The organism is Subsaxibacter sp. CAU 1640, assembly GCF_023156585.1.
In the GTDB taxonomy this organism is placed as follows: domain Bacteria; phylum Bacteroidota; class Bacteroidia; order Flavobacteriales; family Flavobacteriaceae; genus JBPOFM01.
Genome location: NZ_JALNMI010000001.1, coordinates 485,888 through 507,536, shown reverse-complemented (window position 1 = coordinate 507,536; position 21,649 = coordinate 485,888). Strand labels below are relative to the sequence as shown.

Sequence of the window (21,649 nt, the reverse complement as noted above, 5' to 3'; positions counted from 1 at the left end):
TTTAACGCATTGGTTTGATTATTTTATTAGTTTTGAGACTATTAACCAATGCACCATGAGTAAATCGCAATCTACTTCAGCCCCTTTGAAACTATATTGCAGTCTTTTTGGACATCAATACGAAGTTTCTAAAAAAGTTACACGCCATGTAAAAGAATATACGTGCAAGTGTTGCAAGCGACAATTAACCACAAACGGCAATGGAAACCTAATTGAGTTAACTCCTAAATTTAGAGAAATCAATGCTGTTTTGGAAGATATTTATATGCGCCGAAAAATGCGTTTGCAGCAAAAAACATTCACTTCATCGATATATTTGAGCAATGCTGTAGGTTATTGATTGATTTTGTTATATTTAAGCATCCTCTTAAATAGTAACTAAAATTAATAGACCAGTGAAAAGCATTTATTGTTCAGTATTTGGGCACCAGTATGTAATTTCTAAAAAGGTAACGTATTATGTCAATGAATACAAGTGTACTCATTGTAATGTTGAAATGACAACCAACGGCAAAGGCGAGCTAACTCCTCTAACCCCAAAATATAAAGAAATCAATTCAGTTCTTGAGCGTATTCACGAAAAAAGAAAATCTAAAAAGTTAGAAGGTCTATTGGTTTTTAAGCATTAAAGGAATTCCAGCCTTTTGCTATTAATGGAATGAGTGTTTCTGCTCTAGTCACCAGATTCATACCGTTTTCTTTATCTGTCATATATCCAATTACGGTTAAGTTTGGGTTCCCTTTAATTTTCGGATAATCTTCTTGTGATATAGTCATCAACAATTCATAATCTTCACCACCATTTAACGCTATTGTAGTACTATCAATATTAAACTCCTCACAGGTAGAGATTACTTGAGGGTCCAAAGGAATTTTATTCTCATAAAGCTCGACACCTACTTTGCTTTGCTTGCACAAATGAATCACTTCAGAAGACAATCCATCACTGATATCAATCATAGACGTTGGTTTTATTTTCAATGCCTCCAAAAGATTCACAATATCTTTTCGCGCTTCAGGTTTTAGTTGGCGCTCAATAATGTAAGTATACATATCCAAATCTGGTTGATTGTTTGGATTTACCTTAAAAACCTCTTTTTCCCTTTCCAAAATCTGCAATCCCATATAAGCGGCGCCCAAATCTCCTGTTACCACCAATAAATCATTGGGTTTTGCGCCATTTCTATAAACAATGTCACTTTCATCAGCTTGGCCAATAGCTGTTACAGAAATAATCAATCCTGTGGTTGACGATGTGGTATCTCCTCCTATCACATCAACTTCATAGATTTTGGCAGCAGTTTCAATGCCAGCATATAGTTCTTCCAAAGCTTCTAATGGAAAACGATTGGAAACAGCTATAGAAACAGTTACCTGTGTGGCCTTGGCGTTCATTGCATATACATCCGACAGATTGACCATAATGGCTTTATACCCTAAATGTTTTAAAGGCATATAGCTCAAATCAAAGTGTACCTGCTCTATCAAAAGGTCAGTGGTGACCACAATTTTTTTCGATTTAAAATCCAAAACAGCTGCATCGTCGCCTATTCCTTTGATGGTGGTTTTCTGTTTGATTTCAAAATTTTTGGTGAGGTGATCTATGAGGCCAAATTCGCCCAATTCACTTATAGAGGTTCGCTGTGGATTTTTATCTTCTATCATTCTGCAAAATTACCAATTATCAAAATAAATAACCCTAGCTTTCTGTATTTAATTCGTATTTGCAAAACCTATTAATCCATTTGCTAATATAATGTTAGGTTCTATGGTAAAACAGGACTTAAATCGTATATTTGCAGTCTTATTTAGACCTAATTTACAGTATAAATGATTAAAGTTTCTGAAACAGCTAAAAAGAAAGTCATTGAGCTTATGAGCGAGGATGGCTTTAACTCTGCAACAGACTTTGTGCGCGTTGGCGTAAAAAGTGGTGGTTGTTCAGGCTTGTCTTATGATTTGAAGTTTGACAATGCTCAACAAGATGATGATAAGGTTTTTGAAGACAATGGTGTTAGGATTATCGTAGACAAAAAAAGCTTTTTGTATTTGATTGGCACTACATTGGAGTATTCAGGCGGTTTGAATGGCTCTGGTTTTGTATTCAACAATCCAAATGCCAATAGAACTTGTGGCTGTGGAGAAAGCTTCTCTCTTTAAAATAAAACAATGAGTAAATATACCGAAGACGATTTAAGGGAAGAATTAAAAACCAAGGAATACGAGTATGGTTTCTATACTGATATTGAATCGGATACATTTCCTGTTGGATTAAATGAAGATATCATCAAGGCTATTTCTTCGAAGAAGGAAGAACCGCTTTGGATGACCGAATGGCGATTGGAATCGTTTAGAGCTTGGAAAGAAATGCTTGAGCCAGAATGGGCAAATGTTAATTATGTTAAGCCCGATTTTCAAGCGATATCATACTATTCTGCTCCAAATAAAAAACCGAAATACGATAGTTTGGATGAGGTAGATCCAGAACTGTTGGAAACCTTCAAAAAACTTGGGATTTCCCTAGATGAGCAAAAAAAGCTTGCTGGTGTGGCGATGGATGTAGTTGTAGATTCAGTTTCAGTAGCAACGACTTTCAAAAAAACTTTGAACGAAAAGGGAATTATTTTTTGTTCCATTAGTGAAGCCATTAGAGAATATCCTGAACTAGTCAGAAAATATATTGGAACCGTCGTCCCTCAAAAAGACAACTTTTATGCAGCTTTAAATTCGGCTGTTTTCAGTGACGGAAGCTTTTGCTACATTCCGAAAGGTGTAAAATGTCCTATGGAATTGTCAACCTATTTCCGAATCAATCAAGCAGGAACAGGTCAGTTTGAGCGCACCTTGGTGATTGCGGATGAAGGTAGCTATGTGAGTTATTTGGAAGGATGTACAGCTCCAAGTCGTGATGAAAATCAATTGCACGCAGCAGTCGTGGAATTGATTGCTTTGGAAGATGCCGAAATAAAATACTCTACAGTACAAAACTGGTTTCCTGGCAATGCCGAAGGAAAAGGCGGTGTTTACAACTTTGTAACAAAGCGAGGTCTTTGCGAAAAAAACGCGAAAATTTCGTGGACACAAGTAGAAACAGGTTCGGCAATTACGTGGAAATATCCAAGTTGCGTCTTGAAAGGCGATAACTCTGTTGGTGAATTTTATTCGATTGCAGTTACCAATAATTTTCAGCAGGCAGATACTGGAACGAAAATGATTCACCTTGGAAAAAACACAAAATCAACGATTATTTCCAAAGGTATTTCTGCTGGAAAATCCCAAAACTCTTACCGAGGATTGGTTCAGATAAGTTCAAGAGCAGACAATGCGCGTAACTTCTCCCAATGTGATAGTTTGTTGATGGGTAATGAATGTGGCGCTCATACCTTTCCATATATCGAAGCAAAAAACAAAACGGCTAAAATCGAGCACGAGGCAACGACCAGTAAAATTGGCGAAGACCAAATTTTCTATTGTAATCAAAGAGGAATTGATACGGAAAAAGCCATTGCATTAATCGTAAACGGATTTAGTAAAGAGGTTTTAAACAAGTTACCGATGGAGTTTGCTGTGGAAGCTCAAAAATTATTGGAAATAAGCCTTGAAGGCTCTGTGGGATAATTAATCATTTTAAAGTCAAATATTTAATGAAAAAAATAATTTCACTTTTGGCAATTGTTATCGTCCTTGTAAGTTGTAAAAGCGACAAGAAGAATGAAGTTGAAAATGAGGTTGAAACCATCGAAACACCTCTAACTTCTGATGAAAGCTTGGTTTCAGGCAATTTTATGTATTATGCCGATGCTGCAGTATTTCAAACTAAAAGTGAATTGTTCGGAGTTGTAGAAAATCAAATGCTTCAAGATTTGATCATACAGTCTGAACCTCTTAAAACTGATGCTACGGATGAAGTTAAGGTTACTTTAAGAGTAAAAAAATCAAAAAAACCAGAAAACGAAGAAGGTTGGGACAATAGAATCGAGATCTTGGAAATCATCAAGGTTTCAATGGCAGACCCAAACGACAATAATATTATAAAATTAGGAAAAGATAGTAATGCTAAAAATCAATAATTTACACGCAAGCGTAGAAGATAAATCCATTTTAAGAGGCATTAATTTGGAAGTAAAACCAGGAGAAGTACACGCCATTATGGGACCGAATGGTTCTGGTAAGAGTACCTTGGCTTCAGTCATTGCAGGAAAGGAAGAATATGAAGTCAGTGAAGGAGAAATTCTCTTGGATGATGAGAACATAGATGAATTAGCTGCCGAAGAGCGTGCGCATAAAGGCATCTTTTTATCATTTCAATATCCAGTTGAAATACCAGGCGTAAGTGTCACCAATTTTATGAAGGCTGCCATCAATGAGACCAGAAAGGCAAAAGGGTTGCCTGATATGCCAGCTAACGAAATGCTGAAAATGATCCGTGAGAAATCTGAAATGCTGGAAATTGACCGTAAATTTCTGTCACGTTCCTTAAACGAAGGCTTTTCAGGTGGAGAGAAAAAGCGTAATGAAATTTTCCAAATGGCAATGTTGGAGCCGAAATTGGCAATTCTCGATGAGACTGATTCAGGTTTAGATATTGATGCCCTTCGAATTGTGGCCAATGGTGTCAACAAGCTTAAAAGTAAAGATAATGCAGTGATTGTAATCACACACTACCAACGTTTGTTAGATTACATCGTACCGGATTTTGTACACGTTCTTTACGATGGTCGTATCGTAAAATCAGGAGGCAAGGAACTAGCTCACGAACTTGAGGAAAAAGGTTACGATTGGATTAAGGAAGAAGTAAACGCATAATTTAAGTATGCAGTTCGCAGTAGCAGTAAACAGTGGAACTGAAAACTGTGACTGCGACTGAAAACTAAACAAAATGGAATTAAAAGAAAAACTCATATCATCCTTTATGGCATTTGAAAATCTGGTGGATGTAGATTTACCAGTACACGATGTTAGGAGTGAAGCGATAAAGAGATTTGAATCTCAAGGATTTCCATCAAAAAAAGAAGAAAATTGGAAATATACATCTCTGAATAATGTGTTAAAACACAACTATAGCGTTTTTCCAAAACACGATAATGCCATTGAATATAACGATGTCAAAAAGTATTTTATACACGATATAGATACCTATAAAGTGGTCTTCATCGATGGAAAATATGCTTCGCATTTATCACAGACCACCCACGAAGGTATTGATGTGTGTTTGATGTCATCCGCCTTGTCAAAACCTAAATATCAACCGATCATTGAAAATTATTTTGACAAAGTCGCTACCAAAGATGGCCTTACGTCTCTCAATACAGCATTTTCTTGCGAAGGAGCTTATATTCATATCGGAAAGAATATATCTGTAGCAAAACCTATTCAAATTGTACATTTTTCTACAGGAAGTGAAGCAGCTTTAATGTTGCAACCTCGTAATTTAATCGTTGTTGATGAGAACTCGCACGTTCAAATCATCGAGCGTCATCAAAGTTTGACTGACAATCCTGTATTGACCAATAGCGTTACAGAAATCTATGCAGACAAGCGCGCCATCGTAGATTATTATAAAATTCAGAATGACAACGAAAATGCATCGTTGATAGACAATACTTTTATCGACCAAAAACGAGAAAGTGTTACTTCAGTGCATACTTTTTCTTTTGGTGGTAAGTTAACGCGTAATAATCTCAACTTTTATCAAAATGGCGAACGTATCGATTCAACGTTGAAAGGCGTTACCATTATTGGTAATAAGCAGCACGTGGATCATAACACTTTGGTACATCACATTGAGCCAAACTGCGAAAGCCATCAAGACTATAAAGGAATTTTTGGAGACAGCGCAACAGGTGTTTTTAATGGCAAGGTCATTGTCAACAAGGAAGCACAAAAAACCAATGCGTTTCAAGCCAACAACAATATCCTTGTGAGCGATAAGGCAACCATCAACACCAAGCCGCAACTGGAAATTTTTGCAGACGATGTGAAGTGTTCGCACGGCTGTACCATCGGTCAGTTGGATGAAAGTGCTATGTTTTATCTTCGTTCAAGAGGAATTCCTGAAAAAGAAGCCAAGGCGTTGTTGATGTATGCGTTTAGCAACAATGTTTTGAGTTCAGTGAAAATCCCAGAAATCAAGCAACGAATCACTAAAATTATTGCCACGAAGCTGGGTGTGAATATCGGTTTTGATCTTTAGAAGCAATTTCCAGCTTTCGGCAGTCGCTTTTTGCTTTGCAAAAGAGCTCCAACAATGCCTCAATCTGGGCTAAACGTAACAAGATGCTCAACATAGAAAACATAAGAAAAGATTTTCCCATATTTTCCCGTAAAGTCAATGGCAAGCCTTTGGTGTATTTTGATAATGCCGCAACGTCCCAAACACCAACACAAGTCATAGACGTCATTGTAGATTATTATTCAAATTATAACGCAAATATTCATCGTGGTGTTCACAGCTTAAGTCAAGAAGCTACTGACAAATATGAGCAAGCTAGATTAAAAATCCAAAAGCACTTTAATGCCAAACACAGCCACGAAATCATTATGACCTCTGGTACAACGCACGGCATTAATCTCGTTGCAAACGGTTTTTCATCCTTTCTGAAAAAAGGAGATGAAGTGTTGGTTTCTGCATTGGAACATCACAGCAATATCGTGCCTTGGCAAATGCTCTGTGAGCGAAGTGGTACCACATTGCGTGTCATCCCGATGAATCAAGATGGGGAGTTGATAATGTCAGAATATGACCAATTACTTTCGGAGAAGACAAAATTGGTTTTTGTCAATCATATTTCGAATGCTCTAGGCACTATAAATCCTATCAAATATATCATCGACAAGGCACATAGTTTTGGCGCAGCTGTTTTGGTTGATGGAGCGCAGGCGTGTCCCCATTTAAAACCAGATTTACAACAATTGGATGTTGACTTTTATGTAGCATCAGCACACAAAATGTGTGGCCCAACAGGTGTAGGAATGTTGTATGGAAAAGAAGAATGGCTTAAAAAGTTGCCTCCATATCAAGGAGGTGGAGAAATGATTGCCGAAGTAACGTTTGAAAAAACCACCTATGCTGATTTGCCACATAAGTTTGAAGCCGGGACGCCAAACATTTGTGGAGGAATTGCTTTCGGAGCAGCTATTGACTACCTCAATCACATCGGTTTTGATGCCATTGAATCTTATGAGCACGAACTTTTGGAATATGCCACAGAAAAACTCTCTGAAATTGATGGTTTAAAAATCTATGGAACTTCAAAACATAAAACATCTGTTGTTTCTTTTAATTTGGAAGAAATTCATCCTTACGATGTAGGCACAATTTTGGACAAAATGGGAATTGCAGTTAGGACTGGACACCATTGTGCACAACCTATTATGGATTATTTCAAAATTCCAGGTACTGTGCGAGCCTCCTTTGCATTCTATAATACCAAACAAGAAATTGATGCTTTGGTGGAAGGCGTTAAAAAAGCAAAAGCGATGCTTTCATAAGTAACTCATAGTTAGTTTGTTATTGTTAAGCACCTTCTTAAGTGCTTTTTTAATTTCCAAATAGATTTGCATTTCATCGAAAATCTTATGTTTAATTGAATAAAAAACCAAAAAATTGGTTGTTTAATTATATATTAAGCAAATTTTTTAACCAAAACATCAACAAAATGAAAAAAATGATTTTAAGCATGGCTGCCCTTGCCATGATTTTTACGTCTTGTAACAAAGATGAAGAAGCGCCAAATCAAGAACAAAGTAAAGTTGACATGAGTGATTTTTATGTTTACACAGATTCTGATTCAGAAGAAGCTGCAAGAGTAGCTGAAGGTTCCAAATCTTGCTATTCAATGGTAAATCTTAACAGATTACTCAATGAAAACGAAGGTTTATATAAAAAAATGTATGATATAGAGTACAACACGCGTAAGAGTATTGCTGCAAAAAAACCTGATGGGGCGGGCAATGGCAATGGTAATGGCAATGGAGGTTCTGATCCTGACCCCGGAACCGGTGACAATTTAGGAGTTATTACAATCCCCGTATATGTTCACGTAATATATAGTACTTCTGCGCAGAATATTAGTGATACTCAAATTAACTCTCAAATAACTGTTCTCAATAGAGATTTTAGAAAAAATAATTCAGACAGTAACCAAGTTCCTTCATTGTTCTCTGGTGTGGCTACAGATTCTGAAATTGAGTTTGTATTGGCAGGTACATTTAGACATGCCAATTCTCAATCTTCTTGGGGGACAAATGATGCCATGAAAGCTGCTTATCCTCCAGTGACTCCGCAAACACATTTGAATATATGGGTCTGTAATATAGGTGGAGGCATATTAGGTTATGCACAATTTCCTGGTGGTCCTTCTTCAACAGATGGCGTGGTTATTTCCCCACAATATTTTGGAACAACAGGATATGTTTCAGCGCCTTTTGACAAAGGAAGAACAGCAACACATGAAGTTGGTCACTATCTAAATTTAAGACATATTTGGGGAGATGGAAGATGTAATAGGGATGATTATGTTTCGGATACTCCTTCGTCAGATAGACCAAATTATGGATGTCCTTCGTTTCCAACAAATCATTGCAATTCTACAGATATGACCATGAATTATATGGATTATACAGATGACGCTTGTATGTATATGTTTACCGAAGGTCAAAAGGCAAGAATGAGAACAATCTTTGAATCTGGAGGCCCAAGAGCGTCTATGATTAACTAATTTCAAAGCTTACTAATACTGAAAAGACGCCACATTGGCGTCTTTTCAGTATTATACATTTGTTTAGCAGTTTGTGTGAGGTAAAATTTTGATACTTTTGTTCATGAAAACAGAAAGCTATACTCATGCAGTTTTTTTCAAAGATTAAATTGAGACAAAATTCTTTTGGCTTCGTTTTTGTATTAAATATAGAAACACTTAAATCATGAAATTACTATTTGCCATACTTGCTATTTTTATGCTCAACAAGGATTGTGAGCAAAATAAAGCATCAGAATTGACTATAGGCAGAGACAATTCTGAAAAAACATCTCACGACATGTCACAAGAAATTAAAACTATCTGGTATGAAGCTTCAACACGCGGTTTTTATGAGCGCATCTGGGTGTCTAAAGATTCCACAACCATCACAATGGACAGAAACCATGTTTCAAAAATGACATACCCAACTTCAGAAGGTGATTGGAATGAACTTATGGAGAAATTAAACAAAGTAAAAGTCAATGAGCTGCCTAATCTCGAAGCACCAACATCTATGAGACAGTATGATGGTGCTGCATTTGCCACTTTGGGTGTGGTTGAAGGTAAATCGGAAACAACCAGCAACAGTTTTGATCACGGACATCCACCAAAAGCTATTGAAGCAGTTGTTAATAAAGTGTTATCCATAAAAGCATCTCACGAAAAAAATTAGATAAAGCGTATCTTTGCGTAAAATTTTGAAATGACAATCAAGGAAATACAAGAAGAAATAATAGATGAATTTTCAATGTTTGAAGATTGGGAGGAACGCTATCAATATATGATTGATTTAGGCAAGACTCTACCATTGATTGACGAACAATACAAAACTGAAGAAAACATCATCAAAGGCTGTCAAAGCAAGGTTTGGGTGTACGCGGAAATGGAAAATGATAAAGTGATTTTTACAGCCGATAGCGATGCCATTATCACCAAAGGAATTATTGCAATTTTGATACGAGTGTTTTCAAATCAAAGCCCCAAAGACATTATTGAAGCTGATACAGGTTTCATAGATGAGATAGGTTTAAAAGAACATTTGTCACCTACTCGCGCCAACGGATTAGTGAGTATGATCAAGCAGTTAAAAATGTATGCTATCGCATACCAAACACAATTAAATTAAACATTCAAAATTTAAGATTTCTTTTTGATTCAACTTTGAATTTTGAACTTGGAACATTAGAATATGAGCGAAGCAACTATAGATACAAATGCATTGGGCGAAAAAATAGTGAAGGTTTTGAAAACTATTTATGATCCTGAAATCCCAGTGGACATCTACGAACTTGGGTTGATATATGACGTTTTTGTCAATGAGGATTACGATGTCAAAATCTTGATGACCTTAACGACGCCTAATTGTCCCGTGGCCGAAACTTTGCCAGTGGAAGTTGAAGAAAAAATCAAATCCATTAATGAAGTAAAATCTGCCGAAGTTGAAATCACGTTTGACCCACCTTGGAGCCAGGATTTGATGAGTGAAGAAGCCAAGTTAGAACTTGGAATGCTCTAATTTGATGATAATTAATGCCTAGGCCAACTCCTAAATCGCTAAAAGATAATAGCAAAACAAGCTTAAGACAGTCTTTTAGCGCTCTCATATTTATTCCTCGATTTTTCAAGGAAATTTGGAAGACCAATAAGAAAATGTTCCTGATGTCTGCGGTTTGCAGATTGATCGGAGCATTATTGCCTGTGGTCATTCTTTGGATTGGAAAAGTCATCATTGATGAAATCGTACTGCAATCTAAACTCGAAGTATCAGACTTAACAAAACTCTGGACCTATGTAGCCATTGAATTTGGCTTAATAATTCTTTCTGATTTGGTCAGTCGTGCCATTTCATTGACAGATAGTTTGCTTGGTGATGCTTATTCCATAGATTCTTCGGTATCAATCATCAAAAAAACCAATCAAATTGACATCAGCTTATTGGAAGATTCCGAGTTTTATGACAAATTGGAACGCGCCAGAATTCAAACAGCTGGCCGTGTCAACTTAATGTCGAATGCACTTGGCGAAGTTCAAAGCTTGATATCCATTGCGACATTGGTTGCGGGTTTGATTTATTTTGAACCTTATTTGATTATTCTTTTGGTGTTGAGCATCATTCCATCGTTCATAAACGAAATTTGGTTCAGTCAACAACAATATTCTCTTGCACGTGGATGGACGGCAGAACGTCGTGAATTGGATTACTTGAGATTCATTGGAGCCAACAATATGACTGCCAAAGAAATCAAATTGTTTGGCCTGACAGATTTTATCGTAGATCGATTCAAAAATCTTTCAAACGAATATTTCGATCTTAACAAAAAACTGGCAATCAAGCGCTCGGCACTAGGGTTTTTGTTCAATGTTTTGGGAACGTTGAGTTATTATGGCGCCTATATTTTCATCATCTATCGAGTGATATCTGGCATCATCACTCTTGGTGAGTTGACATTTTTGTCCGGAGCTTTCAATCGTTTGACGCGTAACCTTCAGGAATTCTTTTCAAAATTCACTCGTATTACAGAAAGTGCGTTGTACCTAAAAGATTATTTTGAATTTTTGGATATATCTGTTGAATCTAAAACGGTTGAAGACATTCCGTTGCCTATTAAAATTCAAACAGGTTTTGAATTTATAAATGTACGATTTTCTTATCCCGATTCAGACAATGAAATTCTGAAAGGCATCAGTTTTAAGATTGATGTTGGAGAAAAAATGGCATTTGTTGGGCAAAATGGTGCAGGAAAAACAACCTTGACCAAATTATTGCTTCGGTTTTATGAACCAACATCAGGAGAGATTCTTTTGGATGGCATCAATATCAATCGTTTCAATAAGGCAGACTATCAAGAATTTTTCGGTGTTATATTTCAAGATTTCTATCGTTATGAGTTTACGGTTAGGGAGAATATTGCCATTGGTGATATTGACGAATTGGAAAATGATGAAAAAATTAAAAATGCTGCAGAGTTGAGTCTTGCAAATGAAGTGGTTTCTGAATTGAAAAAAGGGTATGAGCAGCAGTTGGGCAAACGATTCTACAAAGGGCAAGAGCTTTCTGGAGGCCAATGGCAAAAGGTAGCGCTTGCTAGAGCTTATATGAAAGATGCTGAAGTGATGATTCTGGACGAACCTACATCAGCCTTGGATGCTAAAGCCGAAAGTGACGTTTTTGATAGGTTTATTGGGTTGACAAAAGGAAAAACAAGTATCATCATTTCGCATAGATTTAGTACTGTACGCCAAGCAGATCGGATTTTGGTATTGGACGAAGGCAAAGTTCTGGAAGTTGGTACGCACGAAGAATTGATGGGCAATCATTCTCTTTATGCGGAATTATTCAAACTGCAGGCCGAAGGATATCAATAAAAACGCTAATTTTATAGTATGGAAAACGAAATCGTTAATAGAGTAGCGAACAGCAAACTGGTGGTGGTTGACCTTGAAGATTATTATCCGAAGGGCAACAGAATTGTATTTGATATTAAGGATTGGTTGTTTGAAGGATTGGTGCTCCGCGAGAAAGATTTCCGCGAGCAAGTCGCTAACCACGATTGGTCGCAGTATGAAAATGCATATGTTGCTTTAACCTGCACATCTGATGCGATTGTACCAGCTTGGGCTTTTATGCTTTTGACGATGCATTTGCAGCCTTATGCCAAAAAAGTAGTCATTGGAAGTCTGGAACAATTGGAAACATCGCTTTATCAAGACATTATCAATAGGTTGGATATCACGGAATTTGAAGATAAATCCTTAATTATAAAAGGATGTACCAATAAACCCGTTCCTGCAAATGCCTATATTCTGTTGTCAGAAAGGTTGAGACCTGGTGCGAAATCCATTATGTATGGTGAAGCTTGTTCGTCAGTGCCATTGTTTAAAAGGAAATGATCCTTTAAATCTGATGTGACATTCATTTTAAAACGTGTCCAATCCTTATATTTGCATAATTCAATTAAACTTAAAAACGATGAGAAAAACATTAATTTTATTTGCATTATTTATTGGAACACTCTCAATAAACGCGCAGACAAAAGAAGAACTTGAAGCTCAAAAGAAAGAAAAACAAGCTGAAGCAGATGCTGCACAAAAGGAAGCCAATGCTTTACAAGCACAAATTGATGCCTTGCCAGGATGGCGTGTAGGCGCTTTTGGAGTTATCGGTGGAAGCCTTTCAAACTTTAATAACTGGTATTCACAAGGCGCACCAAATAATTCATCGGGAAATATTGGAATTACATTTAATGGGTATGCTAATTTAATTCAAGAGAAGTATTTCTGGAGAAATTCATTGACAACCAATCTTAATTGGGTAAAGCTTGATAATAAAGATACTGATTTGGATGATGACAGCTTTAACCCAACAACAGATGTCTTCAATTTGTCGTCTTTGTACGGTCGAAATATTACAGATAAATTGGCAGCATCTGCATTAATGGAATACAGAACCACGCTTTTGGATAATTTTAATGATCCTGGTTATTTAGATGTGGGTGTTGGTTTCACTTGGACACCAGTAAAAGATTTGATTGTTGTTGTTCACCCACTTAACTACAACTTCGTGTTTGCTGATAATGATGCGGTTTTTGAATCATCTCTTGGTGCTAAAATCGTTGCTGATTATACAAGACAAATCGGCGCCATCAATTTTAAAACAAATCTTTCTGCATTCCAAAGTTACAAGAGTTCAGACCTGTCCAACTGGACTTGGACCAACTCGTTCAGCTATACTTTGTGGAAAATGATTGGTGTCGGATTTGACTTCGGGTTGAGAAGCAACAAGCAAGAAGCCTTGAACTATGCTTTAGGACAATTTGATCCAATGGCCGTGCCTGCTGAAGAAGTTCCAACGTTTGATAATGTGGATAACGATCTGCAAACCTATTATACACTTGGTTTGAGCTACAAATTCTAAACAGTTCAAAGAATTTATATCAAAAAACGCATCCCAATTAGGATGCGTTTTTTTAATCTTCGTTTTCTTCATAGTCTGGATACAAGAAGTGATTGTATGGAAATCGCTGCACGTGAATTTTCCTGACCTCATCATAAACTCTTTTCTTGAATGCCTCAAGATTTTCTTTGTTGAGAGCTGAAATAAAAATAGCATCGTTACCTACTTTATTCATCCAAGTTCGTTTCCATTCTTCTAGTGTGTAATTAGGTTTGGTTTTTGTTGCCACCAAATCATCTTCATCAAACGGTTGCGGTTTGTAAGCATCAATTTTATTGAAAACCATAATCGTAGGTTTGTCTATAGAATCAATTTCACTCAAAATTTTATTGACAGAATCTATATGTTCCTCAAAATTGGAATGTGAAATATCAACTACGTGAAGTAAAAGGTCGGCTTCTCGCACTTCGTCCAAGGTGCTTTTGAAGGATTCCACCAATTGTGTTGGCAACTTTCGTATAAAACCTACGGTATCACTCACCAAAAAAGGAAGATTCCCGATGACGACTTTGCGCACCGTTGTGTCTAAAGTTGCAAAGAGTTTATTTTCGGCAAAAACCTCACTTTTGCTAATGACGTTCATCAATGTAGATTTTCCCACATTGGTATAGCCCACCAATGCGACTCTTACCATTTGGCCTCGGTTACCACGCTGCACAGCCATCTGTTTGTCAATGGTTTTGATTTTGTCTTTTAGCAATGCGATTCTATCACGAACGATACGTCTATCAGTCTCAATTTCCGTTTCTCCAGGACCACGCATCCCGATACCACCTTTTTGTCGCTCCAAGTGAGTCCACATACCTTTCAATCGTGGCAGTAAATATTCGCATTGAGCCAATTCCACCTGCGTTCTCGCATAACTGGTTTGAGCTCGTTGTGCAAAAATATCGAGAATCAGATTGGTTCTGTCCAACACTTTGCAATTCAATATTTTACTAATATTACGTTCTTGAGCGGCTGATAATTCATCATCAAAAATGGCAGTGCCAACTTCGTTTTCTTGGATGTAGTTTCTCACATCTTCCATTTTACCACTTCCAATAAAAGTCTTTGGATTTGGCATTTCCATTTTTTGGGTAAAACGTTTCAGTACTTCACCACCAGCAGTGTATGTAAGGAATTCCAATTCATCCAAATACTCTTTAGATTTTTCTTCATCTTGCTCTTTCGTCACGACACCTATAAGTACGGCTTTTTCTAATTCTATATCTTTCTTTTCTAACATATTCCTAAATAAATGACAAAGTTACACAATTGAATGCACTCGTTTCCCTATTTTTAGAACTTAAAATTCTAATGTAATTTCTAACAACAACATACATACTATTGCATTTTACAATGTCGAAAATCTTTTTGATGTATTTCTTGATGAAAGAACAAATGATAACGATTTTCTTCCTGTTTCAGCTAAAAACTGGACCAAAAAACGCTATGACACTAAAATTTATAAAGTTGGTTCAGTTATTTCCAAAATTGGTTTTGAATCAGTTGGGAAACCGCCTGCTTTAATTGGTTTGGCAGAGGTTGAGAATGATTCGGTTTTGCAAGACTTGATAAACAGTGAGCATTTGAAAAACTTCAACTATGATTTTGTGCATTTTGATTCACCAGATGAAAGAGGTGTTGATGTAGCATTGCTTTATAATAAAGATGTATTTTCTGTTGAGGACTCAAGAGTTTATCCAATTTATATAGAAGAGGAATCTGGTAAAAGAGATTATACACGCGATATTCTATTGGTAACCGGTTATCTTGGCGGGAAAAAACTTCATATTTTGGTTAATCATTGGCCATCAAGGCACGAAGGTAGAGATGAAACGGATTTTAAGCGTGTCATTGCAGCAACACAATTGATAGAAGTCGTCAACTTTTTAAAAAATGGAGATTATGATGCACAAATAATAGTTTTGGGCGATTTTAATGATAACCCAAATAGCAACAGTGTTTTGAGTCTCAAAAGAGAGACAGGTTTGATAAATGCTTTAGAAAAAGTATGGTCGTATAGTAGAGGAAGCGTGAACCATAATTTTGCATGGATTATGTTTGACCAAATTTTTTTGACACCAAATTTTTTAAAGGAAGGCGAAGGGCCATTCAAAGTTATTAAGTCTGATATTTTTGATGAAAAATTTTTGACACAATATGATGGAAAGTATAAAGGGCAACCATACCGTACTTATGTTGGCAAGAAGTATAAAGGTGGATTTAGCGACCATTTTCCCGTCTATGCTCAAATAGAAAATTATAAAGAAATTTGACCCAAAAAAACGGCTCCTTTTCATCGATTAATATTGCCGTTCATCTATTATAGCATTGTTAATACTTTGTTAAGTGGCAATTTTTTTATCTTCGGTTAATTATCCAATATCGATTTAGATATTGGGATTTCAACAAACAAACGCTTTTAGTCACATTTTAACTATAAGGTATTTATAATCAATTATTTGTAAATATCGAATTTAAAATATTTAATTAACCTAAAAAATTCAAATGAAAAAAGTTACTTTTCTAATTGTTTTACTGGCTCTCTGTTTTAGTTGGGATAGTACAGCTCAAATTACCTCTTATCCATATTCTGAAGATTTTGAAGCTGGTGATGGAGGATGGGTCGCAACCAATGGAGCCAATGGCACATGGGCTTTAGGCACGCCATCTGCAAGTGTTATCAACAGTGCGGCTTCTGGAGTGAATGCATGGGCCACCAATCTTTCAGGAAACTACAATAACAGCGATAATTCATTCGTGCAGAGCCCTGAATTCGATTTATCAGCTTTATCTGCACCTTCTATCCAGTTCAGCGTTTGGTGGAATTCTGAATTTAGTTGGGATGGATTGGTATTGCAGTCTTCAATTGACGGAGGAGCTACTTGGCAAAATGTTGGTGCTGCAGGAGATCCAAATAATTGGTATAATGATACCACTATCGGAGGAAATCCAGGAGGACAACAAGTTGGATGGACAGGAAGGAATTCTTCAAGTAATGGGTCCAATGGATGGGTGGTTGCCAGACACGCTTTAACTGGTTTAGCTGGTCAGAGTAGTGTGTATTTTAGATTTGCTTTTGGCTCTGATACCTCTGTAGTAGATAATGGTGTTGCTTTCGATTTGATTTCGGTATTTGAAGTAACGTGCCCTGAACCTTCAGGATTAACTTTTGTGAGTGCAACCTCAAATTCTGCGAATATATCATGGACACCTGGAGGTGGAGAAACTAACTGGGAGGTTGCAGTACAACCTGATGGTACAGGCAATCCATCTGGCAGTGGAGATCCTACTGCCAACAACTCTCCTTATATGGCAATGGGTTTAAATCCTGCTACACAGTATGAGGTTTATGTTCGATCTTCTTGTGGTGGAGAGTTTAGTCCATGGGTTGGTCCATTAGATTTTGTAACCGAATGTGTTTCTTATACAGCACCATATACCGAAGGATTTGAAAACGCTGGCACAATTCCATTGTGCTGGAGCATGAGTGGGGGTGAAGTATGGAGATTCAGCAATACAGGTGCGGGTAATCACATTGGTAACAACGGTACGATTACAGGTACAACAGCTACTAATGGATATTTCGCTTGGGTTGACTCATCTGGAACGGATGCGCCGGCAACACTTTTGAGCCCGTTAGTTGATGTTTCTACATTGACTGTTCCAGCATTATCATTTTATGAAATAAGTAATAATGAAGGTAACGCCAATTCCACATTGACTGTGGATGTTTGGGATGGTGCAGCTTGGAATAATGTTGGGGTTTACAACACAAATACTTCTGGATGGGAATTGAAGATTATTGACTTAAGTGGATTGACTATCACGGGAGATATTCAGGTGCGATTCGTATTTTCTGAAACAACCGCTAGTGATTTTTATGATGATATTGCAATTGATGATGTACGTATTGACGAAGCCCCATCATGCATAATTCCAGCTGGTTTAGCTGTAAATAATGTTGCTGGTACAACTGCTGATATTTCTTGGTCACCTGGAACAGGGACTGCTTGGGAATATGTAATTCAACCAGCGGGAACAGGAGTTCCTTCAGGAAATGGAGCGCCACTTACAGTTACTACAGTTAATGAAACGGGATTGGATTATTCTACTTCTTACGAAGTTTATATAAGAACTGATTGTGGTGCAAATGGATTTAGTGATTGGGTTGGCCCATTAACTTTTACCACAACCATCCAAATGGATTTTACAGTTGATTGTACGGCCGGACCTGTCAATTCAGTTACATGTTATGATTCTGATGATGGTATAGGACAAATGATCACATTTACAAGTCTAGATGGAACTACACCTTTGAGTTTAACTGTGAATTCTGGAAATGTTGAATGGAATACTTTTGGTGGGGAGCCATATGATGATTTTATTGTTTTGGATTCTGATGGAGTTACAGAACTCTATAATGGAGGTGGAAATCTTGGAGATCTTACAGGATTGAATTTTCAATCAACAGGTCCTACAATTTCTTTTTATGTCGAAGCTGACTTTACAATTAGCTGTCAGTCTTCAACAACAATCAATCCTATAGACATTAGCGTAACATGTGCTACATGTGTCAATCCTACAGCCACGTATGCTGTGAGAAGCGATTGCTTTACAGGACCGCAATTCTATGTTGATGTAGATGTAACAAGTTTGGGGTCGGCTACATCATTGACTTTAACAGATAATCAAGGTAGCGCTCCTCAAACTATCAATAATACTGGATTAGTTTCTTTTGGACCTTATCCTAATGCAACGAATGTTCAAATAACTGTAGCTAGTGACGATGACACCAACTGCGTTAGAACAAGTAATATTTTAACACAACCATTTTGTTTAGATACTTTGGTTAATTGTAATGTAGGACCTGTTTCTGTGAGCTATTGCTACCAAAACAGTGATCCAAATGTTTTTTCATATACAAGCTCAGATGGCTCTCCGTTAAACTTAACTATTAATTCTGGAGAGATCGAAGGGGCTCCATTCGACTTTTTGATCATACTTGATTCTGACGGTGTGACAGAACTATATAATGGGGAAGGTAATGATGGAGACATTTCTGGATTGACTTTCCAATCTACAGGAGATACTATTTACTTCTCAATAGATTCAGATACTTCTGTAAGCTGTACCAGTGGTTCTTTTCCTGATGGAATTGACTATACAGTAGCGTGCGCGACTTGTATCAACCCTACAGCAACATATACTATCATAGATGATTGCGATAATGGACCACAATTCTTGATTGATGTAAATATTACAAGTCTTGGAGACGCAACATCATTAACTGTTACGGATAATCAGGGATCTGCGGGAGTTCCTGTGACATCTACAGGTGTAGTACAAATGGGACCGTATCCTTTTGCGACTCCTATTATAATAACTATTTCAAACGATCAAGACGTTAATTGTGTAATTAACAGTTCACCTTTACAGGTGGCAGCTTGTCCTCCTGCTAATGATAACTGTCCAGGCGCAACCGTAGCGGTTGTTAATCAAGCGGCTAATTGTGATAATGTAACACCTGGGACAGTACTTGCCGCAAATCCATCTGGCGTGCCAAATGGCTCTTGTGCAGGAAATCCTGACGACGACGTTTGGTTTCAGTTTACGGCGCTTCATGAGGTAGAGTTAATATCTCTAATAAATATTACGGGAGGAACTACTAATTTAGACCATGCGGTTTACAGTGGAAGTTGTGGTTCATTGACTGAACTATATTGTTCACCAAATAATTCTAGTTTTACACCTGTCTTGACTATAGGTTCAACCTATTACATTAGAGTTTTTTCTGGCGGAAGCGTTCCGGAATCAAGTACATTTGATCTTTGCATACAACCTGCACCTGAAAACACAGTGTGTGAGCAAGCTGCAAATTTCTGTAGTGCTGGAGGCTCCTCAACAGGACCTAATATAATTGGTTTCCCTAACAATAGCTCGATAGCTTGTTTGGGGACGGCACCTAACCCATCATGGAATATAATTCAAGTGGGTGATCCAGGTTTGATAGAAATAGAGATTAGTCAATACAATAATGCAAGTCCTCCTGCAGGTTTGGATGTGGATTTTGTATTATGGGGACCTTTTGATACTGACACTGACTTTTGTAGTTTGGGCCTAGAGGTTGATTGCCCTACCTGTCCAAATAATACTTCAAATCCAAACTTTTATCCTTTTGGAAATATCGTAGATTGTAGTTATGACCCAGCATTTATTGAAAATTTAACTATACCAAATGCTCAAACCGGTGAAATATATGTCCTATTGGTTACCAACTTCTCTAATCAATCTGGAAATATTACAATAACTCAAACTAATTCAGGACCTGGTGCTGGTTCAACAGTTGCTGAAATACAGGTGGATTTAGGTGGTGATCAAGCTCAATGTGGAGTTAGTTCAGTCGTTCTGACTGCGGACTCTCCTTTTGCCGACACTTACGAGTGGTATGCAGACGGATTTGTAATCGAAGGAGAAACTGGACCAACTCTAACTGTTACTGAAACAAACACCTATACAGTTATTGTGTATGATTCCCAATGCGACGTATATGCAGATGATACGGTAACCATTACTTTAGGTACAGAGCCTGTTGCTAATGCGGTTCCTGACATTGTTACTTGTGACGATGTTTCTGGAGATGGTGTTGAAGAATTTGATTTGGAATCTCAAACTGCAGGAGTATTGGGCGGACAAGATGCTTCTTTATACAACGTAACGTATCACGCTACGTTGGCAGATGCTATAAACGGTGTTGGAGCTTTAACATCACCATACACTAACATTGCTAATCCACAAACCATTTACGTTAGAGTCGAGGACGCGAATGCTACAGCATGTGTTGCTAGGACAACTTTTGATTTAGTGATTACAGGTGCCACTCCTACAGCGACTTCAGCCGATATGGAGATTTGTGATGATCCATCAGGTGACGGTTTTGAGTCATTTGTATTAACCGACAACGATGTGAATATTCTAAATGGCCAGAGCTCTACAGACTATGCGGTCACATATTATTTGTCTCAAGCTGACGCTATGGCTGGCACTGGTGCTTTGACATCGCCATACACAAACATTACGAATCCTCAAACCATTTGGGCACGAGTAGATAATGTAAACGCTACCAACTGCTATGCTTTGATTGATTTCGATTTAATTGTAACACCTATTCCAACTGCCAATGCCTCACCTGATGTGGCAGGTTGTGATACCGATGATAATGGAATTGCCGAATATGACCTTACTGTAAATGAAAATATTATCACAGGCGGTCAGACTGGTCTGGTACTTACTTATTACACTTCAATGGCTGATGCCGACGCAGGGACGGGCGCTATTTCTCCTTTTGATTATGAAACAACCTTAACTACTATTTACGTCAGAGTGGTTGATTCAGTGACTGGATGTTATGCTCTGACCAGTTTTAATTTGGTTGCCGGTGAGTTGCCGATGACAACGTTTACCACTGATTTTGATTATGAGGTTTGTCCAAACGCTACCGTTCCAATTGTCATTACCGCAACACCCCAAAATTATTCAACTGCAGATGTTAGTGTAGTTTGGTATCAAGACGGAGGAGAAATACCAGGTGAGACAGGATTGACATTGCCTGTTTTGGTTGCTGGTACTTACACTATTGAAGTGACATTTAATGAAACTGGTTGTAAAAACTCTACATCTCAAGAAGTAATTGAGCTTGAAAATTGCATCATTCCACAAGGGATTTCACCAGACGGTGACGGTAAAAACGACACGTTCGACTTAAGTAGTTTTAATGTAAAGCGTATTGAAATTTTCAATAGACTCGGAACACTTGTTTATTCTAAAGATAATTATACAAATGAATGGCATGGACAAACCAATAGCGGAGATGAATTGCCTGTAGGTACTTATTTTTACGTGATGGTTTACGAAGGAGGAGCGAAGCAAATGAGTGCTTGGGTATATTTAAACAAATAAAAAACGAATC

The 21,649-nt window shown here is 37.4% G+C and carries 18 protein-coding genes; 16 read left to right on the top strand and 2 right to left on the bottom strand.

The annotated features are described in order from the left end of the window. Window positions 1–55 precede the first annotated feature (55 nt). Entirely contained in the window at window positions 56–340 is a 285-nt protein-coding gene (locus M0G43_RS02175) for a hypothetical protein (RefSeq protein WP_248023175.1), read from the top strand. A gap of 278 nt (window positions 341–618) precedes the next feature. Here M0G43_RS02175 and thiL read toward each other — a convergent pair whose 3' ends face one another. Next, complete coding sequence (gene thiL, locus M0G43_RS02165) at window positions 619–1,665, bottom strand: thiamine-phosphate kinase (protein ID WP_248023172.1); 1,047 nt, start codon at window positions 1,663–1,665, stop codon at window positions 619–621. A 165-nt stretch (window positions 1,666–1,830) separates the two neighbouring features. Here thiL and M0G43_RS02160 point away from each other — a divergent pair, with 165 nt between their 5' ends. From M0G43_RS02160 to M0G43_RS02100, 13 genes are all read left to right on the top strand, one after another. Next, window positions 1,831–2,160, top strand: a complete 330-nt coding sequence (locus M0G43_RS02160; protein ID WP_248023170.1) for a HesB/IscA family protein — start codon at window positions 1,831–1,833, stop codon at window positions 2,158–2,160. Window positions 2,161–2,169: 9 nt separating this feature from the next. Further along, window positions 2,170–3,618 carry a Fe-S cluster assembly protein SufB gene (gene sufB / locus M0G43_RS02155; protein WP_248023169.1) on the top strand — a complete coding sequence of 483 codons (1,449 nt, stop codon included), beginning with the start codon at window positions 2,170–2,172 and terminating at the stop codon, window positions 3,616–3,618. 26 nt (window positions 3,619–3,644) lie between these two features. Beyond that, window positions 3,645–4,070, top strand: a complete 426-nt coding sequence (locus tag M0G43_RS02150) for a hypothetical protein (RefSeq protein WP_248023167.1) — start codon at window positions 3,645–3,647, stop codon at window positions 4,068–4,070. Next, window positions 4,054–4,806 carry a Fe-S cluster assembly ATPase SufC gene (sufC, locus tag M0G43_RS02145; protein WP_248023165.1) on the top strand — a complete coding sequence of 251 codons (753 nt, stop codon included), beginning with the start codon at window positions 4,054–4,056 and terminating at the stop codon, window positions 4,804–4,806. The genes M0G43_RS02150 and sufC overlap by 17 nt, the downstream gene beginning before the upstream one ends. A gap of 73 nt (window positions 4,807–4,879) precedes the next feature. Beyond that, a complete protein-coding gene (sufD, locus tag M0G43_RS02140) occupies window positions 4,880–6,193 on the top strand; it encodes a Fe-S cluster assembly protein SufD (RefSeq protein WP_248023163.1) in 1,314 nt (437 codons plus the stop codon). A gap of 83 nt (window positions 6,194–6,276) precedes the next feature. After that, entirely contained in the window at window positions 6,277–7,491 is a 1,215-nt protein-coding gene (locus M0G43_RS02135) for an aminotransferase class V-fold PLP-dependent enzyme (RefSeq protein ID WP_248023159.1), read from the top strand. A 167-nt stretch (window positions 7,492–7,658) separates the two neighbouring features. Next, window positions 7,659–8,720: a zinc metalloprotease gene (locus tag M0G43_RS02130; protein WP_248023157.1), complete on the top strand. Its 1,062-nt coding sequence runs from the start codon at window positions 7,659–7,661 to the stop codon at window positions 8,718–8,720. A 205-nt stretch (window positions 8,721–8,925) separates the two neighbouring features. Next, on the top strand, window positions 8,926–9,414 hold the full coding sequence (locus tag M0G43_RS02125) for a hypothetical protein (protein ID WP_248023155.1): 489 nt from the start codon (window positions 8,926–8,928) through the stop codon (window positions 9,412–9,414). A 30-nt stretch (window positions 9,415–9,444) separates the two neighbouring features. Beyond that, window positions 9,445–9,867, top strand: coding sequence for a SufE family protein (locus tag M0G43_RS02120; protein ID WP_248023153.1), 423 nt, complete (start codon window positions 9,445–9,447; stop codon window positions 9,865–9,867). A gap of 63 nt (window positions 9,868–9,930) precedes the next feature. Beyond that, entirely contained in the window at window positions 9,931–10,257 is a 327-nt protein-coding gene (locus tag M0G43_RS02115; protein ID WP_248023152.1) for an SUF system Fe-S cluster assembly protein, read from the top strand. Window positions 10,258–10,271: 14 nt separating this feature from the next. Then, complete coding sequence (locus tag M0G43_RS02110) at window positions 10,272–12,107, top strand: ABC transporter ATP-binding protein (protein WP_248023150.1); 1,836 nt, start codon at window positions 10,272–10,274, stop codon at window positions 12,105–12,107. 18 nt (window positions 12,108–12,125) lie between these two features. Continuing rightward, entirely contained in the window at window positions 12,126–12,632 is a 507-nt protein-coding gene (locus M0G43_RS02105) for a DUF2480 family protein (RefSeq protein WP_248023149.1), read from the top strand. A 79-nt stretch (window positions 12,633–12,711) separates the two neighbouring features. Further along, window positions 12,712–13,656 carry a DUF3078 domain-containing protein gene (locus tag M0G43_RS02100; protein ID WP_248023148.1) on the top strand — a complete coding sequence of 315 codons (945 nt, stop codon included), beginning with the start codon at window positions 12,712–12,714 and terminating at the stop codon, window positions 13,654–13,656. A gap of 52 nt (window positions 13,657–13,708) precedes the next feature. Here M0G43_RS02100 and hflX read toward each other — a convergent pair whose 3' ends face one another. After that, window positions 13,709–14,923 carry a GTPase HflX gene (gene hflX / locus M0G43_RS02095; protein WP_248023146.1) on the bottom strand — a complete coding sequence of 405 codons (1,215 nt, stop codon included), beginning with the start codon at window positions 14,921–14,923 and terminating at the stop codon, window positions 13,709–13,711. Between the two features lie 76 nt (window positions 14,924–14,999). On the opposite strand from hflX, the gene M0G43_RS02090 reads away from it, so the two are divergent. Further along, window positions 15,000–15,956 carry an endonuclease/exonuclease/phosphatase family protein gene (locus M0G43_RS02090; protein ID WP_248023790.1) on the top strand — a complete coding sequence of 319 codons (957 nt, stop codon included), beginning with the start codon at window positions 15,000–15,002 and terminating at the stop codon, window positions 15,954–15,956. A gap of 232 nt (window positions 15,957–16,188) precedes the next feature. Continuing rightward, window positions 16,189–21,639 (top strand): gliding motility-associated C-terminal domain-containing protein, encoded by a 5,451-nt coding sequence (locus tag M0G43_RS02085; protein WP_248023135.1) that lies wholly within the window; start codon window positions 16,189–16,191, stop codon window positions 21,637–21,639. Window positions 21,640–21,649: the final 10 nt, after the last annotated feature.

Coding starts and splice junctions, on each gene's coding strand:
- M0G43_RS02175 (WP_248023175.1), top strand. CDS start 56: ATGAGTAAATCGCAATCTACTTCAGCCCCTTTGAAACTATATTGCAGT.
- thiL (WP_248023172.1), bottom strand. CDS start 1,665: ATGATAGAAGATAAAAATCCACAGCGAACCTCTATAAGTGAATTGGGC.
- M0G43_RS02160 (WP_248023170.1), top strand. CDS start 1,831: ATGATTAAAGTTTCTGAAACAGCTAAAAAGAAAGTCATTGAGCTTATG.
- sufB (WP_248023169.1), top strand. CDS start 2,170: ATGAGTAAATATACCGAAGACGATTTAAGGGAAGAATTAAAAACCAAG.
- M0G43_RS02150 (WP_248023167.1), top strand. CDS start 3,645: ATGAAAAAAATAATTTCACTTTTGGCAATTGTTATCGTCCTTGTAAGT.
- sufC (WP_248023165.1), top strand. CDS start 4,054: ATGCTAAAAATCAATAATTTACACGCAAGCGTAGAAGATAAATCCATT.
- sufD (WP_248023163.1), top strand. CDS start 4,880: ATGGAATTAAAAGAAAAACTCATATCATCCTTTATGGCATTTGAAAAT.
- M0G43_RS02135 (WP_248023159.1), top strand. CDS start 6,277: ATGCTCAACATAGAAAACATAAGAAAAGATTTTCCCATATTTTCCCGT.
- M0G43_RS02130 (WP_248023157.1), top strand. CDS start 7,659: ATGAAAAAAATGATTTTAAGCATGGCTGCCCTTGCCATGATTTTTACG.
- M0G43_RS02125 (WP_248023155.1), top strand. CDS start 8,926: ATGAAATTACTATTTGCCATACTTGCTATTTTTATGCTCAACAAGGAT.
- M0G43_RS02120 (WP_248023153.1), top strand. CDS start 9,445: ATGACAATCAAGGAAATACAAGAAGAAATAATAGATGAATTTTCAATG.
- M0G43_RS02115 (WP_248023152.1), top strand. CDS start 9,931: ATGAGCGAAGCAACTATAGATACAAATGCATTGGGCGAAAAAATAGTG.
- M0G43_RS02110 (WP_248023150.1), top strand. CDS start 10,272: ATGCCTAGGCCAACTCCTAAATCGCTAAAAGATAATAGCAAAACAAGC.
- M0G43_RS02105 (WP_248023149.1), top strand. CDS start 12,126: ATGGAAAACGAAATCGTTAATAGAGTAGCGAACAGCAAACTGGTGGTG.
- M0G43_RS02100 (WP_248023148.1), top strand. CDS start 12,712: ATGAGAAAAACATTAATTTTATTTGCATTATTTATTGGAACACTCTCA.
- hflX (WP_248023146.1), bottom strand. CDS start 14,923: ATGTTAGAAAAGAAAGATATAGAATTAGAAAAAGCCGTACTTATAGGT.
- M0G43_RS02085 (WP_248023135.1), top strand. CDS start 16,189: ATGAAAAAAGTTACTTTTCTAATTGTTTTACTGGCTCTCTGTTTTAGT.